We start from the raw sequence: 21,962 nt of genomic DNA, 5'->3' as shown, positions 1-21,962 counted from the left end.
AAATTATAGCATATGAAACTGAATAAAATAATTGTATCTGATAATGCTTATAACAGCAATGATCCTTATGATATCATCCGTTCCAATATCTCTGTGGTAAACCTGCTGGCTGAAGAAGGAGTAGAAACGGAAAACCAGCATGAGGACGCTGTTACAAGTTATTATGTGGATTACTATCTGTGGCAATATAAAAACGGAAACTTTTCCCAGTTTGTGTGGAATTCCCAATGGTCTCCGGTGGTTAACGGAATGATAATAAAAGGCTTAACGAAAATTGGAGCCTCGAAACATCTGGAATTGTTTTTTGAACAGTCTTCAAAAGTTGAAAGCCTACAGGAAGGAGTACTTCAGAAATTTTTGGAAAGCGATTATTTCGGCTCCAATGTGACAAGGGATCAACTGAACAATGACTCTTTTTATAATCTTGAGGAGGATCTGATCGTTTTACATTCTTACTGGTTAAAAAATCATTCTGATGTGCAGGTATTAGCTGTAGATGATATGTTCTCAGCATTGGAAAAAGTAGTGGGAAGAACCATTGCCCGATAAATTTAAAGATAACGATAATTGATGGAAAAACTCAAAAAGCTCAATATTGAATTTCAAAATTATTTAGATGAGATAAGCGGATCATTTACCGATGATTTGACCAATATACTTAATGATGAGAATATAAGGTATCTTGGAGATCACAGTAAAGCCGATATTAAAGCTTTTTACTTTGAATATGAATACGACTATTTAAATCTGGTATGCTGGGCTGTTAATGCATCAGGCGAGATTATTATTGCACCCATGATGCTTCCGGAAAAAAATGACGGGAAGAATTCAGAAGCAGACCGATGGAACGCATTCATTCCTGAGGATATATGGAATGAAGCTGCAGAATTTTGTGATTCCTATGAAGAAGAAGATGCTGATGATCTTCTGGATGAATATAATGATGAGAAATATACCCTGTTTGAAAATTGGTTTTTTGAATGCTGGAAGAAAGCTGCTGCTGCTACTGAAAATAAAACAGATGCTTATTTCTCAATTCACGATACCTATTTCAGAACAGACCTGGTCACATTTGAAACCATTAATGACGATGACATTGCAAAACGTTACCGATAACAAAATACACCCCATTCACTTATTTTAAACTCAATCAAAACATAATATAAATATTACTATGAATACCTTAAAATTTTACAAAAAAGACGGAAACCTCTATACTTTTAAAAATCAGCCTGTCTTTATTTCCATACTAACGATTGTATTTTTAGCGGGAGCTGTCTTCGTTTACAGACTGGGAATTACATGGCTGTTCTTTTCTTTGCTGGCGGTTGCAGTACTTATTATTGCCAATTTTTTTGCCAAGAAGTTAATCATTGATATGGACCGGCTTACCGTTACCGGAAAACATTCTGTCTTTGTTCCCGCCAAAACTTATCCGATAGAGAATTTTACCAATTTTGAAATTTTTACGACCAAATATTGGGGACTGATTACCACTAATGTAATCCTTTCAGCTCATTTTGAAGTGGATGGCAAAAATAAAAAGCTGACGATAGGACAGGCGGTTACTCAAAGAGGAATACAAAATATGGTGAATGAAACAGAAGATATCATGAATATTAATGATCAGAATAATGAACGTAACAGACCGTTATAAATTCCGTGAAGACGGAAATGAGATCCGGATTATGCCCAAATACAATTTCATGCGTTTTTTGATGGGCTGGCTGGCTTTAGGACTTATAGCATTTCCTGTTATTTTTTATTATCAGCCTCATATGTCCCGGAATTCTTTTCAGATTGCCATAGGATTATGGGCAGCTTATATGATCTATTTTCTGGCGGATCTTATTTTCAGAATTCCTGTGACTTATATTTTTGATAAATCTCAAAAGTGTATTTATAAGAAACTTTATTTTTCCTGGAAAATCATGGATTTTAATGAAATGACTTATTTTATCCACGAAGAGTGGGGAGGCTACCACTTTTGTATCGGGAAAAAAAGAAATCAGTTTGTAAAAAACTACAGAATCAGTAATTATTTTTCCGGTTCTAAGGCTTCAAACAGAAGAGAAGATGAATATATTGATCAGATATTATGTCCTATTCTGGAAGCTGTAGGAATTCCTAGAGAAAGATAGCGATAAAACCTTCAGATGTTGATCAGATTAAATAATTGATAGATATATAAACGAAAATCGGCTGCTTCCCTGAAACAGCCGATTTTTTATATTGATAATAGCTTATTTTAGCTTGCTAAAATTCTTTTTACAGCTTCCTTCACTGCAGCAGCATCAATCTTGTACTTCTTCATTAGTTCCGCAGGAGTTGCCGATTCTCCGAAAGTATCATTCACAGCCACGAATTCCTGTCTTGTAGGTCTTCTTCTTGCAAGCATTCCTGCAATAGATTCCCCTAAACCTCCAAGGTAGTTGTGCTCCTCAGCAGTTACAATTTTACCGGTCTTTTCCACTGATTTTAAAATGATCTCTTCATCCAAAGGTTTGATCGTGTGAATATTGATTACTTCACATGAAATACCTTCTTTTTCAAGCTCATCAGCGGCAACAAGAGATTCCCATACAAGGTGACCTGTAGCAACGATCGTTACATCAGTTCCTTCCTGCAGTAAAATTCCTTTTCCGATTTCGAAAGGCATATCTTCAGGCATAAATACCGGAACGGTAGGTCTTCCGAATCTTAAATATACAGGCCCCTCAAAGTCTGCAATAGCCAGTGTTGCAGCTTTTGTCTGGTTGTAATCACAAGGATTGATCACGGTCATTCCCGGAAGCATTTTCATCATACCGATATCTTCAAGAACCTGGTGAGTTGCCCCATCTTCTCCTAAAGTAAGACCAGCGTGAGATGCACAGATTTTTACATTTTTCCCTGAATAAGCGATAGACTGACGGATCTGGTCATACACTCTTGAAGTAGAGAAGTTGGCAAAAGTTCCTGTAAAAGGAATTTTCCCTGTAATACTAAGACCTGCTGCCAGTCCCATCATATTGGCTTCGGCAATACCTACCTGAAAGAATCTTTCCGGAGCTTTTTCAATAAATTTCTCCATTTTCAAAGAACCGATAAGATCTGCACAAAGTGCTACCACATTAGGGTTTTTGTCAGCCAGTTCCGCTAATCCGGCTCCGAATCCTGAACGAGTGTCTTTTTTTTCTGTATATGTATATTTCATTTTTATTTTTTTAAGATATTAGTAATCTGCAGGAGCTTCTAAATACAATTGTTTGAATGCTGTTTCCAATTGCTCATCATTAGGAGCTTTACCGTGCCAAGCGTGACTTCCCGTCATAAAATCAACCCCATAACCCATTTCCGTATGAAGAATGATTGCTACCGGTTTTCCTTTTCCGGTTTCAGTTTTTGCTTTTTCAAGAATAGCAATCACAGCTTCAAGATCGTTACCGTTCTTTTCTTCCAGAACGATCCATCCGAAAGCCTCAAGTTTAGCATGAAGATTTCCTAAGCTTAATACATCATCAGTATCTCCGTCAATCTGACGTCCGTTGTAATCAATCGTTGAAATGATGTTGTCTACTTTTTTAGCAGCAGCATACATCAACGCTTCCCAAACCTGACCTTCCTGAAGTTCACCATCACCGTGAAGCGTGTAAACAAGAGACTTGTCTCCGTCTAATTTTTTACCCTGAGCAACACCAAGTGCCACAGAAAGCCCCTGACCTAAAGAACCTGAAGCGATTCTGATCCCTGGAAGTCCTTCGTGAGTCGTTGGGTGTCCCTGTAATCTGGAATCCAGTTTTCTGAACGTTTTCAGCTCGTCTACCGGGAAAAAATCGAATCTTGCCAGTGTAGAATAGTAAACCGGTGAAATATGTCCGTTTGACAAATAAAAATGATCTTCATTTTTTCCCTCCATCGTAAAAGGAAGATGATAGTTCATCACCTTTCCGTAAAGAGCTGTAAAAAACTCTGTACAACCTAAACTTCCACCCGGGTGTCCTGAATTAACAGCATGAACCATTCTTAAAATGTCTCTTCTGATCTGTGTAGTAAGAGATTTTAACTCTTCGATACTTTTACTCATTATATCTGATTTATTTGCATGCGAATTTACAATTTTTTGGCGGCTTACGGAAATGCAAAATCCGGAGCTCAGGTCCGGATTTTGATTATTTTATTTAAAGCAGGGAGTTAGCAGCCTTCGTTAAGATAAACTGAAATTTCTACAACCGTATTGTTGACCAGTTTAAAAGTAAGCTGTGTTCCGGCCTGGCTGTCTTCTAAAGTGAAATAACCTGCATCCTTAACAGGTTTCTGCATTGTATCATCCCATTCAGGACGAACACTGAAGCTGGAATAATTTCTGTAGGCATTGATCAGGTCATCTCTGGTACTTCCGATTCCGATTCCGCTTTTTGTTTTAAATTTTTTGCTGGTTGTCGTCATATACGAAACAGAAGGAACAGAAGGGTTGGCTTCATTTACATACTGGTCGAAAATATCAATCTGAATGGTTTCTCCATTATATTTCACATTGTTTTTTTTATCCCCTTCGGCGTATAGTTTTGTACCTGCAATCTTTTCAGCTTCTGTTTTAGACATGAAAATCTTAAAAGGTCCGATTCTCAATGTAGACAGTTCAAAGTTTTCCTGAGCGCTCATCATCCCAAATGTCCATACAAAGATGAAGAGCGAAATCATTTTTTTCATAGTTAATAAAGTGTATTTTTTGAATTTTTTATTTTTTTACTGAGGCTTTATGAATGGCATTTTTTATCAGTGGTTCCATGATGGCGTAGCCTGCGGGAACCGGATGGATACCATCCTTCGAAAGACCTTCACGCATTCCTCCCTTTGAATCACGCATCACAGAATTATAATCTGCATAAATAATTTTGTTGTCATTTGCATACTGCTTTAGCCTGTTGTTGAGGGCATCTACCTTCTGGGGAACATCCGTTATTTCTTTGCGCCACGGAAATGCAGCAGCAGGTAATACGGAGGCTATGATAACCTTAATTCCGTTGTTTTGGGCAATATCAGCCATTGCTTTGATATTATTAAACGTAAAATCAGGATCATAAACACCTGTATTCTGAGCAATGTCATTGGTTCCCGCATTAATGATCACCAGTTTTGGTTTTAAAGCAATAACATCATTCTGAAAACGCAGTAACATCTGTGATGTGGTTTGCCCGCTGATTCCTCTGCCTGTATAATTATTTTCAGAAAAAAATTCCGGATGGCTTTTCACCCAGCCTTCTGTAATGGAATTGCCCATAAAGACAACATCCACTTTTTTCTTTGAACTTAAAATGCTTGTATTTTCATCTTTATATCTTGCAAGATTGGCAAAATCAACAGCATTCTGTGCATTTACAAATAGACCTGTAAACAGACTCAGGGTCAGAAAAACGGATAATTTCATAACTGATATTTTAGGGTTATTTTTTATTAAACAAGTCTTAGATCCTGTTTGTCTTTAACAATCCATAGTCCGATAAAAGTAAGCAACCCGTTGAGAACAATTAATTCCACCCCGATTCTGTAATCGGTGTAGGTGGTCACGGAAAAATTAATCAGATAGGTAAGCACAGGAGCCAAAATAGTCACGGCAAGGATTGAATACTTCTTTGATATCTTAAATTTAGTGAAAATACCAAAAGCAAAAAGTCCTAAAAGCGGTCCGTAGGTATAACCTGCTACTTCCATGATAAGATAAACAATCGATTTATCGTTCAAAGCTTTGAAGACCATAATCAGAATGAAGAAAACCACCGTAAATGTTAAGTGGACTTTCATACGAAGACTTTTCTTTTCTTTTTCAGTCTTGGTTTTATCTTCATTAAGATTGAGAAGGTCTACACAGTAGGAACTTGTAACAGCTGTTAAAGCCCCGTCGGCAGAAGGGAATAATGCCGAAATCAACCCAATGATGAAGATAATGGAAATGGTCATCGGGAAATATCCCTGAAGAGATAAAGCCGGGAAAAGATCATCGCCCATTATATTTTTAATATTGCCCGATGCATCTTTAAATCCAAAAATATTGGTCACAGGATCAGTACCTGTAGTGCCGTATTCTGCGCCGTGCTGTAATGCAAAAAGATAGAGCAGGCCTCCCAGGAACAAAAATGCAAGATTGACAATCAGAAGAGTTCCTGCAAAAGTCAGCATGTTTTTCTTTGAGTTTTTAAGATTATCTACAGAGATGTTTTTTTGCATCATTTCCTGATCCAGTCCTGTCATGGCAATGGTGATAAAAATCCCTCCTAAAATTGTTTTAAGGAAAAAAGTTTTTGAATTGGGATCAAAATTGATGAAATGAGTATAATTCTTCTGTTCTAAAATAGTATATGCTTCACCAAAAGATAAGTTAAGGTTGGAAAGAATATAAACGATGCATGCAACCAGACTGATAATCATAAAAGAAGTCTGCAGAGTATCTGTAATAACAATTGTTTTTACTCCGCCTTCAAAGGTGTATAAAAGAACCATAAGTAAGAGTACAAGAGAAGTTACCCAAAACGGAACGCCTAAGCCTTCCAGTAAAAAAATCTGCAAAACATTGACTACCAGATAGAGTCTCGCCGTAGCTCCAATAGCTCTGGAAATGATAAAAAATATAGAGCCGATTTTATGAGCTTCAACATTAAATCTTCTTCCCAGATAGGTGTAAATAGATGTCAGGTTCATCTTGTAATACAACGGAAGAAGGATGGCTGCAACGATGAAATATCCAATGAAGAAACCAATAACCATCATGTAGTACTCAAAACCGCCGTAAATATACTCGGAGCCTGTCATTTTTCCCACCGTTCCCGGAACTGAAATAAATGTGACCCCGCTTAAACTGGTTCCGATCATTCCGAATGCCACAAGCCACCATTTACTTTTTTTATTCCCGATGAAGAATGACTGGTTATCAGAATTTCGGCTGGTGAAATAAGAAATTACTAAAAGACCGATGAAATAGATGAAAACAAATAGCAAAAGGACAGTTCCTGGATTCATGCTTAAATTAAATTTTAGCAAATATATAAAAAAGATCACTCGTGGATAGTGAATTCAGTATATGGTCTGTTTTTATGAATCTGCAGAAATGCTAAATGGTCATCAACAAAATAAAAAACCTTTCAGATCTTATTCTGAAAGGTTGGTATGTTAAGATTGGAAATAGCAGTTAATTCACCAATACATCCTGAAGTTCCGGGCTTTTCTGAAAACTTGCTTTAGCGAAAGGGCATAGCGGAATAATCTTTTTGCCATTCTTTCTGGCAAAATCTATCGCTGCCAAAAGCATTTCTTTACCTACTCCTTTTCCATTGTAAGCTTCTTCCACTTCAGTGTGGTCAATAATAAATCTTTCTTCTCCCGCCCAGGTATAGGTCATCATTCCTGCGCGCCTTCCATCTATGAAAGCTTCAAAACTTCCGTGTTTCTCGTCATTGTTTTGTTTTACTTCGATCATATTATGAGAATTTAGTTAGTATTTCTATGTCGTTAGTTAATATTTTATGAACAGGGCAGGCGTCTGCGATAGTATGTAATCTTTTCATCTGCTCATCATCCAGTACTCCTTCAAAGCGGATATCTCTTTTAAAAACAGCTCTTTTAGTCAATGGGAAATTTTCAAGTTCCACTTCTACAAGGATGTTTTCCACGTCCCATTCCTTTCTTTCAATATACATTCTCAAGGTAGCTGCCGTACAGCTTGCCAGAGAGGTGGCCAGAATTTCCAGGGGATTAAAGCCTTTATTCTGCCCACCTTTATCTACAGGCTCATCAGTAATGATCTGATTTTCACCAGCTGTTACCTGAGTGTAATATTTTGTTTTTCCTAAACTTGCTTGTACAGTTACCGCCATTATTTTTCTGTATTGAATTTATAACTTAATGCTCCTGACGGGCATTGATCTATTTGTTTTCTGAGTTCTTCAGGGGTTGCATTTTCTGCTTTTATCCAGGGTCTGTCTTTGGGATTATAGACTTGGGGAAGCAGTTTTACACATACAGCCGAGTGGATACACTTTTGGGGCTGCCAGATGACCGTAATGTCGCCGTTGGGATATTCATGTGTTTCCATATCAATTTTCTTTTAATGATTTTTCGATTCTTCTGTCCGGAATCAGCCATATAAGAGCTACGATATAATAAAAACCTATGGCAATATAAGGATAAAAAAATGAAGTAGCGATTCCCAGTACATAAAATATAATGGAGATATATTCTTTATATTTTGAATGGATAGCTTCCTTCAGTGTTGAGCTTTCTCCCTCAGACCGGATAATTACATGCTCTAAAATAGTATAGGCAATTGCAGACATAATCAGTCCGATACCATAAGCGGCTACCGGATTTTTGGAAAAACGGGTTGTTCCTATCCATTCTGTTGCAATAGGCATTAATGAGAGCCAGAACAACAAATGCAGATTGGCCCAGAGAATACTTCCGTTTACTTTTCTTACCGTTTGAAACAAATGATGATGATTGTTCCAGTAGATTCCTACATAAATAAAGCTGAAAATATAAGCTAAGAATTTGGGAAGGAGAGGTTTCAGACTTGCCCAGCTATCACCCTCAGGAACTTTCAGTTCAAGTACCATAATGGTGATGATAATAGCCAGAACACCGTCACTGAAGGCTTCTAATCTTCCTTTATTCATTTACCTGATTTTTAAAGTTTTGTATTTTATTTTTCAGATCAGCCAGCATATCAGGGTTAATAACTCCGCTTTCAAGATCAAAATTTTCATAAAATTTAGGTAATGAGAAGGTGTCTTTGATATCAGCAGCAAACTGCGGGAAAAATGTTTTGGCAGTATTCATCACGTTTCCGCCTCCAAATCCTCCCGGAGAAGTACTCATCAGAAGCATGGGCTTATTCTGAAATACTTTTACATTAATTCTTGAAGCCCAGTCAAAAACATTTTTAAAGGCAGCACTGTAGGATCTATTGTGTTCGGCAAGAGAGCAAATGATAACATCGGATTCTTCAATGGCTTTTAAAAACCGGTGGGCCTGGTCAGGAAATCCTTTTTTTTCAAGATCAACAGAAAAAACAGGCATTGTAAAATCATTGAGGTCAATCAGATTAATTTCCTCTTTCTGAAAATCCTTTAGGACAAACTTCACCAGTTCACGGTTAATCGAAGTGGAAGAAGAACTTCCTGCAAATGCTAATATTTTCATGGTTTTTATTGCTTAACCGAATTTATTTTTTGTTTAAAATAGCTTTGGGAAGCGGAACATATTCCTGTTCATCACCCGGAACCAGAGGAAATGCTTCATGGTTCTGATCATTCCAGTTTACTTTGGCCTGATTTATTAATTCTTTATCGGAATTGACAAAATTCCAGAATATAAAGCGTTCATCATCGAAAGGATCACCGCCAAAAAGATAAACCGTACCGTTTTCACTCATATCAAATTCACACAGTTTGGTATCTTTTGCAATCATCAGCTGCTTAGAACCATAAGTATTTCCTTCGGTCGTTACAGTTCCGTCCAGTACATACATGGCAGCTTCTCCGTAAAGATCTTTTCCTATGCTTATTTTCTTAGGCTCTTTTGTTTTGATTTCAAGGAAAAACAATTTGCTGTGTACCGGAACCGGAGACGTTCTTCCGAATGCTTCACCTGCAATTAATTTATACTGAATTCCGTCTTCTTCCCAGACCGGAATGTCATCTGCTTCGATATGATGAAACGTAGGCTCAGATTGCTCAAGATGTTTAGGCAGTCCTACCCAGATCTGAAATCCGTGGAGTCTCTTATCACTGTGTCTTAGGTATTCCGGAGTTCTTTCCGAATGTACCACACCTTTTCCGGCAGTCATCCAGTTGACAGCACCCGGTTTTATTTCGATGGCACTTCCTATACTGTCTCTATGGAAAATAGATCCTTCAAGCAGATACGTTAATGTAGATAATCCTATATGCGGATGCGGAGGCACATCAAGATTCTGATAATCCTTTAATTCAGAAGGTCCCATGTGATCAATGAATACAAAAGGTCCTACGGCTCTTTTTTCACGAAAAGGAAGAAGTCTTCCCACCAGAAAATTTCCTATATCTGCAGCTTTTTCTTCGATGATAAGTCCGATATTTGACATGATAAATAATGTGTTTTTTGAATTGTTTAGATAAGTTGAGAGGTTCCTGTTGTTGATTTAAAGCTGATGATAGCCTTCGAATTTTTCATCAACAATACGCTTCCATTCAGGATGCTTTTTAATAAAAGCAAAAACGTAAGGGCAGAAAGGCAGCAGTTTTTTACCGCTTTCTTCAATATAATTCAGTGTTTTTTCTACCACTGCTGCAGCAGCTCCTGTGCCGGCAAGTTCCGGTTCTGTTTCAGTATGAATCAAAGCAATCTGATGACTGGTTTCACGATAATCAATGAAAGCATAATGTCCGTTGACTTCGATTTCAAATCTTTTGTCAGCTTTTACCAGAGGTATATTTTCGAATTCGGATTTCATAATTGTAGTATTAAGGATAGATTGTATATGATTTGTCTGATGACTCAGCCTTATCGATTTTGAAAACCTATAAGACTTGTCAAGATATCATAAAATATTTATTGTCGTTTATATGTACTCTGCTCCTGTTATGCTTACCGTAACATCATTATATAAAGTTAGTAAAAAAGGAGCAATTAAAGATTAAGTTAAATTTAAATCTGCTAATCTTCCAGATAACCGAATTTTCCGGTATTGAAGTCCTCAAATGCCTGCATAATTTCCTCTCTGGAGTTCATAACGAAAGGTCCGTGAGGATAAATCGGCTCATTAATCGGTTCTCCGCTGATGATTAAAACAACAGCATCTTCTTTTGCCTCAATGGTGAATGTTTCTCCTTCATTTTTAAATAAAGCAAAATGATCCGTTTTTACATGGTCTTGTTCATTAATGATGATATTGCCTTCAATCACCAAAGCAGCGGTATTAAAATGGGCTGGAAAATTAAATGCTGCTTTTCCTCCGGCTTTAAGTTTGGCATTCATCATATGAACAGGGGTAAAAGTTTTGGCTGGCCCAAGATGTCCCTGATATTCTCCTGCTATAATTTCTACAAATCCGTTTTCACCCAGGTCTGCTCTTTCCATTTTAGCGTTTTCAATAGCCTGATATTTTGGATGGCTCATCTTATCTTTTGCAGGAAGATTTACCCAGAGCTGAACCATCTGAAAAATTCCTCCTTTTTTAGACCATTCTGTCTCGTGATATTCCTTATGTAAAACCCCTTTAGCGGCTGTCATCCATTGTACATCACCTTCTCCGATAATACCACCTCCGCCGGCGCTGTCATGATGTTCTACCTTACCGCTGTATGCTATGGTTACCGTTTCAAAACCTCTGTGTGGATGTACTCCTACACCTCTTGGGGTATCTGAACCGTTGAAATGAAATTTCGAATTGTAATCAAGCATAATGAAAGGGTCCATTCTTTTCATATCTAATCCGTGCACACCAGGAATAAAATTGTGCACTCTGAATCCGTCACCTACAAAATGTGCAGGTCTTGGAGATACTACAGTTTCTACTTTTTTAGTTGCCATCATATTGTTGATTTTATATAGACAAAAATACCACAGCTAAGAGAAAAAAACATTGATCTGTGTTAAGATCGTAGGGTAAAACAGGAAGGTAAATAAAACTGGTCAGTAATAGATGATATATACTTTGAGGTGAATGTCCGGAATCTACTCATCTTTCGATTTCATATTTTTTCCGTCCGAAATATGAAGTCTTCTGAAGACTAAACCGGAGAAAATCGTTAGTATGCCTACCGTGATAAAGGTATAGCGGAAAGCGTTATGAATCTCGCCTTTGATGAGGTCTGTATTTTCAAACAGTTTTAATACAATAAGTCCGAATGCAATTCCGAATCCGATCGCGAGTTGCTGGTTAACAGATATCAGTGAATTTCCGCTGCTGGTCTGAAAATTTCGTAAATCCGCAATGGAAATAGTGTTCATGGAAGTAAACTGGATAGAATTGAAGAATCCTAATACTGCAATAATAGGAATAAACCAGTATAAAGAGGTGTGAATATCAGGAATGGCCAATAGACAGATGAGAGTTCCGATGATGAAGGTATTCACCATTAAAGTCTGTCGATATCCATACTTATCTAAAATTTTAATAACAGATGATTTTCCGAATATCGCAGTTATAGCCATAGGAGCAATAATCCAGCCTGAAGTTACGGCAGACTGCTTATAGGCGATCTGAATCATCAGAGGAAGTAACAGCGGAACAGAACTGATTCCTAATCTCGTTGCCAGATTTCCGACAATTCCTACACGGAAAGTCCTTACCTGAAACAAATTTAAAGGGAAAATAGGGTTTCCTCCTCTTCTTGCATGTTTATAGTAATAATAAAGAAACAGAAAGCCCATAATAAATACAAGAAGGACCGGGGTGATATTCTGCATATCTCCGAAAAGTTCAAGCGATACCGAAAGAAGAAGGGAGGCAGCCGCAAAAATTAGGAAACCTTTTACATCAAAATCAACATTGTCAGATTTATAATTGGGCATATATTTCAATCCTAAAATAATCCCCAGCATTCCAATAGGAATATTGATTAGAAAAATCCAGTGCCATGAGAGATAATCTACCATATAACCTCCTACCAACGGACCAAGCACAGGCCCTATAAGCGCCGGAATAATCGCGAAGTTCATCGCTTTCAGCAATTCATTTTTATCAAAAGTCTTAATCAGGGCAAGTTTTCCGACGGGGGTCATCAGACTTCCCCCGACTCCCTGAATAACTCGTGATATGACCAGATGGGTAAGGTTTTGAGATAATGAACAAAAGAGAGACCCCAGGCTAAAGAGGACCAATGAAACGATGAATACTTTCTGGGTTCCGAATCTGTCTGCCAAAAAACCACTTGCAGGCATAAAAACAGCTAAAGTCAGAACATAGCTGATAATAGCGTTCTGCATATTAAGGGGGGACTCATTAAGATCTTTTGCGATGGAAGGTAAAGAAGTATTCAGAATAGTGGAGTCCAGCATCTGCATAAAAATAGCAGTAGCCAGAATCAATGGAAGAATTTTCTTGATGGAGGTCTGTTGTGGGTTTGATGCTTCTGTCATTTTATATAGGCTGAAGTGTCTATAGAGTCTCCAGACTTATTTTATTTGAAGAAAAGTGCTTACTTTAAGCAGTTTGAATCTTTAGATAAAGAAATCTATATAAAATTAAAAAAGTCCTGCGAAATATCACAGGACTTTTTGATTTATTTTCTTGGTTTTTCTACTCCTTTCCATTCATCACCGGCTTTTTTATACTGGCTCAGAATATATGTTTTGAAATCTTTTGTTTTGTATTCGATATTATCGGTATTCTGCTCAAACGGCATGATGTAGTAGTATTCTAAATCGGTTTTGTCTGATTTGTTTCCTTTTTTTACAGAAGGAACATATTTAGAGAACTTATAATTCGGAAGATACTGTCTCAGTCTTGTATAGAAAGCTTTATCCTCTTTTTCGTCCGGAATGATATCTACAATATTGAAATCGTCTTTTTTCTTATCAATCCAAAGATAATAGGTTTTTTCTTCTCCCATATTTCTGTTGAGAGAATTGAATGCAAATAATTCCTTCGGAACAAGCTCCTTGATCTTTTCGGGATCAACTTTTGTGTAGTATTGGCCTTTAGACGGATCAACATAGGTCTCAAGATTGTACATCAAAACAGAATTGTTTTCGAAATTTTTATTTTTAAAATACTGATTTAAAGAAAGTTCTGCTGTTGCTCTCAGTTCTTTACTTCTTGCATCCAGTTTTTTAGTAGGATTCTGAGGGTTTACTTTTTTTACAAATTCATATAATACAACTGGCTTTACATCTTTCAGGTGAGGATACGTCTTAAGCTGCTCAGCCTTTACCAGCCAGTAAAATTGTTGATAATAGTCATCCTTATCAGCATCTTTCACACTTTTGTAAGCTAAAGCAAGCTTTTTTGAATTCAGGTATTTGCCATATTTTCCCTGCCCAAAGGCGAAACTGAAGGATAATAAGACAAACAAAACAGTAAGGTTTCTTCTCATTTTTTTTATAATTGATATTTTCGTTTTCCAAATATAATTATTTATTAGATATTATTTTTGATTGTCAGTTAAATTATGTCGATATTGTTGTCGTTAATTCAAAAGAAAATCCCGTATCGCTACGGGATTGATAAATTTTCTATTTAACAGAGACGGATTCCGAAGCTCTATCTCTAATATGACGTTTCGTGTACTTTTACCGCTCTTCCGCTCGGGTCGTTCATTTTTTTGAAAGCTTCATCCCATTCTAAAGCGACAGGAGTGGAGCAGGCTACGGAAGGAACAGACGGAACAGTTGCCGCAGAAGTTTCACTTGGAAAGTGATCTTCAAAAATAGTTCTGTATCGGTATTCTTCTTTATTTTGAGGCGTGTTTAGCGGAAATCTGAATCTTGCATTAGCCATCATCTCATCGGTAACTTCTTTTTCCGCAACTTCTTTCAGCGTATCAATCCATGAATATCCAACACCATCGGAGAACTGTTCTTTTTGTCTCCAGACGATAGATTCCGGAAGAATATCCTCAAAAGCTTTTCTGAGTACCCACTTTTCGATTTTTCCTTCCGAGGCATTAATCATTTTATCCTTTGGGTTAAGGGTCATAGCGATATCCATAAACTCCTTGTCAAGAAAAGGAACCCTGCCTTCTATTCCCCAGCTCATTAGAGCTTTGTTGGCCCTTAAACAGTCATAAAGATGAAGTTTACTTAGTTTTCTTACCGTTTCATCATGGAATTCCTGTGCATTTGGAGCTTTATGAAAATACAAATATCCCCCGAACAGCTCATCGGAACCTTCTCCTGAAAGAACCATTTTAATTCCCATTGATTTAATGACTCTTGCCAGAAGGTACATCGGTGTAGAAGCTCTGATGGTCGTTACATCATAAGTTTCCAGATGATAGATCACGTCACGTACGGCATCCAGTCCTTCCTGAACTGTAAAATTGACCTCATGGTGAACAGATCCGATATGTTCTGCTGCTTTCTGTGCTGCCACAAGATCCGGTGATCCTACAAGGCCAACGGCAAAACTGTGAAGTCTCGGATACCATGCTTCCTGTGTGTCACCACTTTCAATCCTTTGTCTTGCAAATTTTGCAGTGATAGCAGAAATTACCGAAGAATCCAGACCTCCTGAAAGAAGAACTCCGTAAGGAACATCACTCATCAGTTGTCTGTGAACCGCATCTTCAAGGCCTTTTCTTAATGCTGCAATATCAGTTTCTTTGTCTTTTACGTGATCAAAACTTTCCCAGTCCCTTTTATACCATTGTTGAAGATCACTGCCATCTTTGCTGTATACCAAATGTCCGGGTAAAAATGTTTCAATTGTTTTACATACACCCTCGAGTGCTTTTAATTCAGAAGCAACATAATAGTTTCCGTTCTTGTCCCATCCCTGATAAAGTGGGCAGATCCCCATATGATCACGGGCAATCAGATATACTCCGTTTTCAGTATCATATAAGGCGAATGCAAAAATTCCGTTTAGTTTTTCAACGAAATCTTTTCCGTATTTTCTATAAAGTGCTAAAATTACTTCACAGTCAGACTGGGTCTGAAATTCGTAATCCGCAAATTCTTCTTTTAATTCCCTATGGTTGTAGATTTCACCGTTTACGGCTAGTACTACTTTTCCGTCTTTAGTAAATAGGGGCTGTTTTCCTGAGGTAGGGTCAACAATAGCAAGTCTTTCATGAGAGAAAACTACTTTTTCATCCTGAAATACTCCGCTCCAATCCGGTCCTCTGTGACGGATTTTTTTTGACATTTCCAAAACCTGAGGCCGTAATGTTTCAGTTTCTTGTTTGGCGTCAAATAGACATACAATTCCACACATGTTTTTAATATTTATGGGACAAAAGTAGAAGTGTTGTTTATAAATAACAATTAAAAAAGATAAATAGTTATTTTTTTTAATTAATTAAATGTTTTTAAAGTAAAATATTAACTATAATAGTGGGTTAATAGGTTTTTTGATTGATTTTTTTCACAAGAGCCGATAAAGACTGTACTCTCTATACGAAATAAAAATGACATATTTATTAATATATGGTAATTTATTATATGAATTTTAGGGCTTACTTTGTGGCTCGAAATAATTTTTTTTCATCATTTGTGTTTTTACCTTCTTGCAATTCTCATGCAAGAAGGTTTTGTTTTTATTGTACTCCAAGCAAGACTCCCGAAACATTCCAGGAGCTGAAGCTGGTTCCTTCGGTAGGGCCTTGGGGAATTTGTATCTGTATGGTATGTTTCCCGGCTTTCAGATCTCCGAGAGGAATGAAGTTGGGATTGGTAACTGTTCCCGGGCACCAGTTGGATCTGCTCAGATCCGAGGATGACAGCCCGTCCTGGAAATTTCCGGAAGCAGGGTTGTACAGGCGATAGGAGCCACAATCTGTTCTCCATGGTACAAATGAAAATATGACCTTCCCATCCAGTGAAATGGTATTGGCTTTGGGAATGAATTCGTCGCCGTTTTCCCACCCGCCATGTCCGGTAGTAGTGTATCTTAACTGAGCATTTCTGATATCCTTTTCTACATCGAAATCAACCCATAGCCCTTTAGATTCATTAAACATGGTGGAGTAGTCCTGTCCGGCCATTTCCATGATATTTAAGGAGTTGAATAAAGGGATTGTTATATTGTTTTTATGCACAGCCTGATCGCTTTTATGGATGGTAATTTCAAGGTTCACTTTGTGCCCGCCTTTATCATAGTTTCCGATAAATGCTCCTATCCAAAGTTCTTTTCCTGATAAAGAAGGTCTGAATTCTGTGATATCTTCTCTATAGGGATTAACAGTCTGCCAGGTTTTCCCTTTTAGCTGGATGTGATTGAACTGCTGAATTCCGAAAGGAGTGAAAAATCTCATCATTTCTACAGCGGGAGTATAGCTCTCTGTGGCGGTGATTCCAAAATACTGCTTTCCGTTTCCGTTTTCAAATACAGGAAGCGTTTTTACTCCTTTTTCCAGACCGTCAAAGAAAGAGGTTGTTTTATCCTGGGGAATAAAAAATACCGTTCCTGTTCTGTCATAGGCATCTCCGTTGGATTGTTGCTTCAGTTCTGCAAAGATATTTTCACCTTCTGAAATAACAGGAAATTTAATTTTTTTAAGAATAATAGTGCCGTTTGCGTATCTTTTGATCTGACGGTCAGATTTTGAAGCATCGGAAAAATTAATGATTTCATTCTCGAAAATTTTCAATGTTGTAAATCGGCTTTTCCAAAGCATATCTTTATAACTTAGCTGATCTGTTGGTTGTACAGATGCTGTTATCAATTTCTGAGTATCTGTATTTTTAATTTTTTGGATGGAACCAGCACGGATCACCGAATTTTTATTTCTTTCCACTTCTAAAACCAGTCCCAGATCCTGTCCTAAAACGGAAGGCCCGCCCTTAAGGTTAAGATCATTGGTATACCAGATCTCAATAGTATTGGAATTGACTTTAGTAACTGCTTTTTTACAGGTATAACCTGCTATTTTTTTTGATTCACCGGTAAATTCAAAATTTTGCTTTCCTACAGACTCGGAATCTGAACTTGAAATAATTTCTCCCGGTTTTAAAAAAGCATAGGAAATAACGATATTGGAAGGCTTTTTAACCTTTGTAATTTCAAAAGGATAACCGCTTTTCTGATTCTTAATGTTGTTGTTTAGAATATAGTTTTCTTTTTCATTCACCCATACTATTGTGGCGGGCTGGTCTGTTTGTACTTTTCCGTTATAGGAATTAATATATTGGATTTCATAGGTCTGTGCTGAGACCAGGCAAAACAGAAAAATAGCCAGGAAATTAATACGGATTCTTTTTAGCATAAATAAATGAGTTTACCACAAAGTTATTCCAAGTTTCTGTGGCCGCAAAACGGTGATGATCTACAGAATCAGTAGAAGATATGACCCCGTTGTTACAGAAGAGCTGTTAAGGAGTTTAAGAGATGACTTCTTCCTGAAGTCAGGATGCAGATCATGAATATTCTTCATGGTGATGGCCAGAATAAAAAACGGCTGCTTTACTTTGAAAACAGCCATTGTTATTTTTATGATCTTTCGGTGATTAAGAAACTCTTTCGATCAAAGCCATATAGAATCCGTCATACCCTTCACTAGGCATTACTTTTTCGTCTTTAATCATTTTAAATCCTGGATTGTTTTTTAAGAACTCTTCTACCTGTCCATTGTTTTCAGAAGGAAGAATAGAGCAGGTTGCATAGACCATTTTTCCGCCTTTTTTAAGCATTTTAGAATAGTCCTGAAGGATTTGCTGTTGCTCTTTTTTAATTCTGTCGATAAAATCCTGATCAATCTTCCATTTGCTGTCCGGATTTCTTTTCAGTACACCAAGGCCTGAACACGGAGCATCAATTAAAAGGCGGTCCGCTTTTTCATGAAGACGTTTGATGACTTTGTTATCCGTGATCATACGGGTCTCAATATTATGAGCTCCGGCTCTTTTAGCACGACGCTTCAATTCAGCCAACTTCCATTCGAAGATATCCAATGCCACAATCTGGCCTTTATTGTGCATCAATGCTGCTAGGTGAAGTGTTTTTCCACCTGCACCTGCGCAGGCATCTACTACTCTCTGACCTTCTTTTACGTCAAGGAAATATCCGATTTTTTGGGAAGAAGCATCCTGAACTTCAAATAAGCCTTCTTTAAAAGCCGTGGTAAGGAAAACATTCTTTTTTTCTTCTAATTGCACTGCATCCGGATAATTCTTGATAGGAAAAGAAACAACTCCTTCGTCAGAAAGATCGGAAATAAGTTCTTTTGTACTTGTTTTTAAAGAATTTGTTCTTAGAACAGTAGGAGCCTGCTCATTCAAAGCAATCATTTCTCTTTCCCAGCTGGAACCCAGTTCTTTTTCAAGTGTTTCCGCCAGCCAGTCCGGAATAGAATGTTCTATAGCTTTGGTAGGAACTGTATTTTTTTTAAGCTTGGTAAGAATATCGGCAATTTTAATTCCGTCAAATTCTTCAAATTTTTTATAATTGGTTTTGCTCCAGAGCAGGTAAGCAATAATAAGTTTATAAATATTGTTGGGTTTTACACCTTCTCCCATATAGTACTCAAGGCGTTTTTTCCAACGGATAATATTGTAGAAAATCTCAGAAACAACGGCTCTGTCCTGGCTTCCCCATTTTTTGTTAGCTTTTAAAAGTCTTTCGATTACTTTATCAGCGTATTTATTTTTCTCGAAAAATGTTTCTTGTAAAGCATCGTGAATTCCGATCGCTAAGTTTCTGTGAATAAGTTCCATAAGTTTGCTTCGCTGTTTTGAATCTGCAAAAATACGAATTAAAGTTGAGAGTTGGGAGTTTAAAATATATGGGGCAAGGCTCAAACTTTAAAGTTTAGGTCTGAAATGTAATGCCGGTAATACATCAATAACGATTGGAAGGCCTGATGAATGTTGAATTATCAATTTTTCGAAATCTTATATTTTTATGTATAATCCCAATCCCTTCCTCTTGACTTTAACCTCTAAAAAGCTCTACCTTTGTAAAAAATTAAAATATGAGTGATACAGTACTTTGCCCGAAATGCAGCTCGGAGTTTACCTATCCGAGTGACAATATGATGGTATGTTCCCAGTGTTTCTATGAATGGAACCCTGAAGAAGTAGCTTCTGAATCAGCGAATGAAGGGAAAATATTAGATTCAAACGGAAATGAACTTCAGGACGGAGATTCTGTGGTTGTGGTGAAAGATCTTCCTGTAAAAGGTGCACCAAAACCGGTAAAAGCCGGAACTAAAGTAAAAAATATCCGTTTAAGACCGGGAAGTGATCACAATATTGATTGTAAGATTGATGGATTCGGAGCGATGGCTTTGAAATCAGAATTTGTAAAGAAAGCATAGAGGTAGTCAGCTTTTATTGATGATAAACATAAAAAAAGGAAAAAATTGGACAGTGTAATCTTTCAAAAGACTTAATTGCAAGATTGCTAATGTCCGTCCGGAAGGCAGAAAGAGAATTAACCAAAAATTTCCTTATGCTGTGGAAATACAAATGTAAGAAAAAGTTTAATAACAGGTTCTTATATTTGTATTTTTTTTATCTTTAAATTGATGGTAAGTGTAAGTAAATGTATTAGTTATGTTTTGTGGGAGTTGCGAAAAACCTCTTGGGTAGCCGCTTTCACCTTTATCTTACATAAACGAAACTGAAACCGGTCCTTCTAATTGATCATCAGTGAAAATCACCAGTTCTTTATTTTTTACTTTCACTTTATTCCAGTAGTAATTTCCTGCAAATCGGCTTTCCATGACTTCACCCGGAAATCCGTTTTCGGAAATTTTTATTTCTTTGGGATAGTATGAAAATTTGGATAACTGAAAATCTGTACTTTCTTCTTCACTAAAAATATTAACTTCACCAAACAACTTGGCTACATAAGAATTATAAGGTCTCCGGTAGGTTTCTTCCGGACTGTCATTCTGGATTAATCTTCCTTCCTGAAGAATAACAATCTGATCAAGCCAGGGCATAATGTCCTGAAGTTCATGGGTAGAGATTATTAACGAAATTCCCTGTTGTTTTACATATCTGAAGAGCCTTTCACGAAGTTCAATTTTTCTGGGAAAGTCCAGATTACTGAACGGCTCGTCCAGGATAAGCAATTTAGGTAGTACGGAAAGAGCTCTTGCAATGGCCACTCTCTGTTGCTGGCCGCCACTTAAATATTTAGGAAGTATATGCGCGAATTCCTGAAGTCCTACCACATCCAGAAGCTCCATTACTGTTTCTTTCTTCTGCTTTAGATTGATATTGGATATAAATTTTCCCACATTTTCGGCAACGGTAGCGTAAGGCATCAGATCAAAATTCTGTGCTACAAATTTCATATCGGCTTCTCCGGGAACAAGATTTCCTTTGGGACCTAAAAGCCGTGTTTTATCAAATATAATATCTCCGCTTTCCCAGTCGAGAAGCCCGTAGATCAAACTGAGAAGTGTAGATTTTCCACATCCGCTTTCCCCTGCCAATGCTATAATCCTGTTGGCTTCAAAGCTTAAATTAAGGTTTTGAAACAATGGCTTATCCTTGGTATGAGAGAAAAATAAATTGTTTATTTCTAATAGCATATTACAAATGTAAGGTTTTTATAAAAACACTATTTTTTTTTATTATATTAGCAGGAGTAATAAAAATATATCAAAAATGAGAAAAAAACTGTTTTCGTTAGCTATTCCTGCTTTATTTGCTGCGGCTGTTGTCATTTCTTGTAAAAAAGACAAACCGGTTACCAGCGAAAGTAATGAGGTGACAACTACCAAAGATGGTAGCCAGTATACTCTGGATACGCTAAACAGTAAAGTTGAATGGAAAGGATACAAGGTATTTAAATCTGAAAATACAAGCCATTTCGGAACTATTAAATTTGAAAGTGGTGATGTAACAGTAAAAGAGGGAAAACTGGAAAGCGGTAAATTCGTTGCTGATATGAATTCTTTAACTTCTGTGGACTTAAAAGACAGTCCGGAAGATTTAGGAAAATTAAACGGACATCTTAAAAGTGGTGATTTCTTCGAAGTAGAAAAATTTCCCACTGCTTCTTATGAGATTACAAAAGTGACACCCGCTACAGAAGGTGATTACAATACACTTTTAGATGGTAACCTGACGATTAAAGGGATTACAAAGCCGGTTCAGTTTAAAGCTAATGTTTCTGTGAAAGAAGGAGAGGTGAGTGTAGCGACTGAGCCAAAAGATATCAAGAGAGAAGAGTTTGGTGTGAAATTCCAGGCTCCTGCTGAAAACGGAGTGATTAAAGATGAGGTAACTCTTCAGATCAACGTGAAAGCTTTAGAAAAGAAATAATTTTTTTATTTAAGTGAAATAAGTGATTGAAGTCTGCCTCCCGAAAAAGAGGCAGATTTTTTTATGAC

The 21,962-nt window shown here is 37.2% G+C and carries 26 protein-coding genes; 6 read left to right on the top strand and 20 right to left on the bottom strand.

What is annotated here, in order from left to right:
• Positions 1–12: 12 nt before the first annotated feature.
• Genes JO178_RS08045 through JO178_RS08030 form a run of 4 tightly spaced genes read left to right on the top strand, consistent with a single transcriptional unit; the run spans position 13 to position 2,141 of the window.
• Complete coding sequence (locus JO178_RS08045) at positions 13–549, top strand: hypothetical protein (protein ID WP_291934025.1); 537 nt, start codon at positions 13–15, stop codon at positions 547–549.
• Between the two features lie 21 nt (positions 550–570).
• Complete coding sequence (locus tag JO178_RS08040; protein WP_291934024.1) at positions 571–1,116, top strand: hypothetical protein; 546 nt, start codon at positions 571–573, stop codon at positions 1,114–1,116.
• A gap of 58 nt (positions 1,117–1,174) precedes the next feature.
• A complete protein-coding gene (locus tag JO178_RS08035) occupies positions 1,175–1,657 on the top strand; it encodes a hypothetical protein (protein WP_291934020.1) in 483 nt (160 codons plus the stop codon).
• Positions 1,635–2,141, top strand: a complete 507-nt coding sequence (locus JO178_RS08030) for a hypothetical protein (RefSeq protein WP_291934017.1) — start codon at positions 1,635–1,637, stop codon at positions 2,139–2,141. The genes JO178_RS08035 and JO178_RS08030 overlap by 23 nt, the downstream gene beginning before the upstream one ends.
• A gap of 107 nt (positions 2,142–2,248) precedes the next feature.
• Here the strand turns inward: JO178_RS08030 and JO178_RS08025 are convergent, their stop codons facing one another.
• From JO178_RS08025 to JO178_RS07935, 19 genes are all read right to left on the bottom strand, one after another.
• Positions 2,249–3,196 carry a transketolase family protein gene (locus JO178_RS08025; protein WP_291934015.1) on the bottom strand — a complete coding sequence of 316 codons (948 nt, stop codon included), beginning with the start codon at positions 3,194–3,196 and terminating at the stop codon, positions 2,249–2,251.
• 18 nt (positions 3,197–3,214) lie between these two features.
• Positions 3,215–4,099: a transketolase gene (locus JO178_RS08020; RefSeq protein WP_291934607.1), complete on the bottom strand. Its 885-nt coding sequence runs from the start codon at positions 4,097–4,099 to the stop codon at positions 3,215–3,217.
• Between the two features lie 74 nt (positions 4,100–4,173).
• On the bottom strand, positions 4,174–4,692 hold the full coding sequence (locus JO178_RS08015) for a hypothetical protein (protein WP_291934012.1): 519 nt from the start codon (positions 4,690–4,692) through the stop codon (positions 4,174–4,176).
• A 28-nt stretch (positions 4,693–4,720) separates the two neighbouring features.
• Positions 4,721–5,410: an SGNH/GDSL hydrolase family protein gene (locus tag JO178_RS08010; RefSeq protein ID WP_291934009.1), complete on the bottom strand. Its 690-nt coding sequence runs from the start codon at positions 5,408–5,410 to the stop codon at positions 4,721–4,723.
• 26 nt (positions 5,411–5,436) lie between these two features.
• Positions 5,437–6,996, bottom strand: a complete 1,560-nt coding sequence (locus JO178_RS08005; RefSeq protein WP_291934007.1) for a sodium:solute symporter — start codon at positions 6,994–6,996, stop codon at positions 5,437–5,439.
• A gap of 169 nt (positions 6,997–7,165) precedes the next feature.
• Positions 7,166–7,453, bottom strand: a complete 288-nt coding sequence (locus JO178_RS08000) for a GNAT family N-acetyltransferase (protein ID WP_291934003.1) — start codon at positions 7,451–7,453, stop codon at positions 7,166–7,168.
• 1 nt (position 7,454) lies between these two features.
• Entirely contained in the window at positions 7,455–7,850 is a 396-nt protein-coding gene (locus JO178_RS07995) for an OsmC family protein (protein ID WP_291934000.1), read from the bottom strand.
• Positions 7,850–8,068 carry a (4Fe-4S)-binding protein gene (locus JO178_RS07990; RefSeq protein ID WP_291933998.1) on the bottom strand — a complete coding sequence of 73 codons (219 nt, stop codon included), beginning with the start codon at positions 8,066–8,068 and terminating at the stop codon, positions 7,850–7,852. Before JO178_RS07990 ends, JO178_RS07995 begins: the two co-directional genes overlap by 1 nt.
• A gap of 1 nt (position 8,069) precedes the next feature.
• Positions 8,070–8,648, bottom strand: coding sequence for a TMEM175 family protein (locus tag JO178_RS07985; RefSeq protein WP_291933995.1), 579 nt, complete (start codon positions 8,646–8,648; stop codon positions 8,070–8,072).
• A complete protein-coding gene (locus JO178_RS07980; protein WP_291933992.1) occupies positions 8,641–9,174 on the bottom strand; it encodes an NADPH-dependent FMN reductase in 534 nt (177 codons plus the stop codon). The genes JO178_RS07985 and JO178_RS07980 overlap by 8 nt, the downstream gene beginning before the upstream one ends.
• Before the next feature lie 22 nt (positions 9,175–9,196).
• A complete protein-coding gene (locus JO178_RS07975; RefSeq protein ID WP_291933989.1) occupies positions 9,197–10,096 on the bottom strand; it encodes a pirin family protein in 900 nt (299 codons plus the stop codon).
• A 57-nt stretch (positions 10,097–10,153) separates the two neighbouring features.
• On the bottom strand, positions 10,154–10,465 hold the full coding sequence (locus JO178_RS07970) for a GNAT family N-acetyltransferase (protein ID WP_291933985.1): 312 nt from the start codon (positions 10,463–10,465) through the stop codon (positions 10,154–10,156).
• Positions 10,466–10,668: 203 nt separating this feature from the next.
• Positions 10,669–11,544, bottom strand: a complete 876-nt coding sequence (locus tag JO178_RS07965) for a pirin family protein (protein ID WP_291934605.1) — start codon at positions 11,542–11,544, stop codon at positions 10,669–10,671.
• Between the two features lie 144 nt (positions 11,545–11,688).
• A complete protein-coding gene (locus JO178_RS07960) occupies positions 11,689–13,095 on the bottom strand; it encodes an MFS transporter (protein ID WP_291933982.1) in 1,407 nt (468 codons plus the stop codon).
• A gap of 143 nt (positions 13,096–13,238) precedes the next feature.
• Positions 13,239–14,051 carry a hypothetical protein gene (locus tag JO178_RS07955; protein ID WP_291933980.1) on the bottom strand — a complete coding sequence of 271 codons (813 nt, stop codon included), beginning with the start codon at positions 14,049–14,051 and terminating at the stop codon, positions 13,239–13,241.
• Positions 14,052–14,224: 173 nt separating this feature from the next.
• Positions 14,225–15,892, bottom strand: coding sequence for an asparagine synthase B (asnB, locus tag JO178_RS07950; protein ID WP_291933977.1), 1,668 nt, complete (start codon positions 15,890–15,892; stop codon positions 14,225–14,227).
• 322 nt (positions 15,893–16,214) lie between these two features.
• Complete coding sequence (locus tag JO178_RS07945) at positions 16,215–17,882, bottom strand: GLPGLI family protein (RefSeq protein ID WP_291933975.1); 1,668 nt, start codon at positions 17,880–17,882, stop codon at positions 16,215–16,217.
• A gap of 60 nt (positions 17,883–17,942) precedes the next feature.
• Complete coding sequence (locus JO178_RS07940) at positions 17,943–18,098, bottom strand: hypothetical protein (RefSeq protein ID WP_291933972.1); 156 nt, start codon at positions 18,096–18,098, stop codon at positions 17,943–17,945.
• Positions 18,099–18,123: 25 nt separating this feature from the next.
• Positions 18,124–19,329 (bottom strand): RsmB/NOP family class I SAM-dependent RNA methyltransferase, encoded by a 1,206-nt coding sequence (locus JO178_RS07935; RefSeq protein ID WP_291933969.1) that lies wholly within the window; start codon positions 19,327–19,329, stop codon positions 18,124–18,126.
• Between the two features lie 257 nt (positions 19,330–19,586).
• Here JO178_RS07935 and JO178_RS07930 point away from each other — a divergent pair, with 257 nt between their 5' ends.
• Complete coding sequence (locus JO178_RS07930) at positions 19,587–19,931, top strand: zinc ribbon domain-containing protein YjdM (protein ID WP_291933965.1); 345 nt, start codon at positions 19,587–19,589, stop codon at positions 19,929–19,931.
• A 291-nt stretch (positions 19,932–20,222) separates the two neighbouring features.
• Here JO178_RS07930 and JO178_RS07925 read toward each other — a convergent pair whose 3' ends face one another.
• Positions 20,223–21,158, bottom strand: a complete 936-nt coding sequence (locus JO178_RS07925; RefSeq protein ID WP_291933962.1) for an ABC transporter ATP-binding protein — start codon at positions 21,156–21,158, stop codon at positions 20,223–20,225.
• 76 nt (positions 21,159–21,234) lie between these two features.
• Between JO178_RS07925 and JO178_RS07920 the strand changes: the two genes are divergently transcribed.
• Positions 21,235–21,894, top strand: coding sequence for a YceI family protein (locus JO178_RS07920; protein ID WP_291933959.1), 660 nt, complete (start codon positions 21,235–21,237; stop codon positions 21,892–21,894).
• The last annotated feature ends 68 nt before the right edge of the window (positions 21,895–21,962 follow it).

Source organism: Chryseobacterium sp., from assembly GCF_019236175.1.
GTDB lineage: Bacteria > Bacteroidota > Bacteroidia > Flavobacteriales > Weeksellaceae > Chryseobacterium.
Note: the sequence above shows the minus strand (reverse complement) of the source record. Positions and strands in the feature narration are given on the sequence as shown.

Excerpts from the sequence above, each read along its gene's own strand:
- JO178_RS08045 (WP_291934025.1), top strand. The coding sequence starts at position 13 with ATGAAACTGAATAAAATAATTGTATCTGATAATGCTTATAACAGCAAT.
- JO178_RS08040 (WP_291934024.1), top strand. The coding sequence starts at position 571 with ATGGAAAAACTCAAAAAGCTCAATATTGAATTTCAAAATTATTTAGAT.
- JO178_RS08035 (WP_291934020.1), top strand. The coding sequence starts at position 1,175 with ATGAATACCTTAAAATTTTACAAAAAAGACGGAAACCTCTATACTTTT.
- JO178_RS08030 (WP_291934017.1), top strand. The coding sequence starts at position 1,635 with ATGAACGTAACAGACCGTTATAAATTCCGTGAAGACGGAAATGAGATC.
- JO178_RS08025 (WP_291934015.1), bottom strand. The coding sequence starts at position 3,196 with ATGAAATATACATATACAGAAAAAAAAGACACTCGTTCAGGATTCGGA.
- JO178_RS08015 (WP_291934012.1), bottom strand. The coding sequence starts at position 4,692 with ATGAAAAAAATGATTTCGCTCTTCATCTTTGTATGGACATTTGGGATG.
- JO178_RS08010 (WP_291934009.1), bottom strand. The coding sequence starts at position 5,410 with ATGAAATTATCCGTTTTTCTGACCCTGAGTCTGTTTACAGGTCTATTT.
- JO178_RS08005 (WP_291934007.1), bottom strand. The coding sequence starts at position 6,996 with ATGAATCCAGGAACTGTCCTTTTGCTATTTGTTTTCATCTATTTCATC.
- JO178_RS08000 (WP_291934003.1), bottom strand. The coding sequence starts at position 7,453 with ATGATCGAAGTAAAACAAAACAATGACGAGAAACACGGAAGTTTTGAA.
- JO178_RS07995 (WP_291934000.1), bottom strand. The coding sequence starts at position 7,850 with ATGGCGGTAACTGTACAAGCAAGTTTAGGAAAAACAAAATATTACACT.
- JO178_RS07990 (WP_291933998.1), bottom strand. The coding sequence starts at position 8,068 with ATGGAAACACATGAATATCCCAACGGCGACATTACGGTCATCTGGCAG.
- JO178_RS07985 (WP_291933995.1), bottom strand. The coding sequence starts at position 8,648 with ATGAATAAAGGAAGATTAGAAGCCTTCAGTGACGGTGTTCTGGCTATT.
- JO178_RS07980 (WP_291933992.1), bottom strand. The coding sequence starts at position 9,174 with ATGAAAATATTAGCATTTGCAGGAAGTTCTTCTTCCACTTCGATTAAC.
- JO178_RS07975 (WP_291933989.1), bottom strand. The coding sequence starts at position 10,096 with ATGTCAAATATCGGACTTATCATCGAAGAAAAAGCTGCAGATATAGGA.
- JO178_RS07970 (WP_291933985.1), bottom strand. The coding sequence starts at position 10,465 with ATGAAATCCGAATTCGAAAATATACCTCTGGTAAAAGCTGACAAAAGA.
- JO178_RS07965 (WP_291934605.1), bottom strand. The coding sequence starts at position 11,544 with ATGGCAACTAAAAAAGTAGAAACTGTAGTATCTCCAAGACCTGCACAT.
- JO178_RS07960 (WP_291933982.1), bottom strand. The coding sequence starts at position 13,095 with ATGACAGAAGCATCAAACCCACAACAGACCTCCATCAAGAAAATTCTT.
- JO178_RS07955 (WP_291933980.1), bottom strand. The coding sequence starts at position 14,051 with ATGAGAAGAAACCTTACTGTTTTGTTTGTCTTATTATCCTTCAGTTTC.
- asnB (WP_291933977.1), bottom strand. The coding sequence starts at position 15,892 with ATGTGTGGAATTGTATGTCTATTTGACGCCAAACAAGAAACTGAAACA.
- JO178_RS07945 (WP_291933975.1), bottom strand. The coding sequence starts at position 17,882 with ATGCTAAAAAGAATCCGTATTAATTTCCTGGCTATTTTTCTGTTTTGC.
- JO178_RS07940 (WP_291933972.1), bottom strand. The coding sequence starts at position 18,098 with ATGGCTGTTTTCAAAGTAAAGCAGCCGTTTTTTATTCTGGCCATCACC.
- JO178_RS07935 (WP_291933969.1), bottom strand. The coding sequence starts at position 19,329 with ATGGAACTTATTCACAGAAACTTAGCGATCGGAATTCACGATGCTTTA.
- JO178_RS07930 (WP_291933965.1), top strand. The coding sequence starts at position 19,587 with ATGAGTGATACAGTACTTTGCCCGAAATGCAGCTCGGAGTTTACCTAT.
- JO178_RS07925 (WP_291933962.1), bottom strand. The coding sequence starts at position 21,158 with ATGCTATTAGAAATAAACAATTTATTTTTCTCTCATACCAAGGATAAG.
- JO178_RS07920 (WP_291933959.1), top strand. The coding sequence starts at position 21,235 with ATGAGAAAAAAACTGTTTTCGTTAGCTATTCCTGCTTTATTTGCTGCG.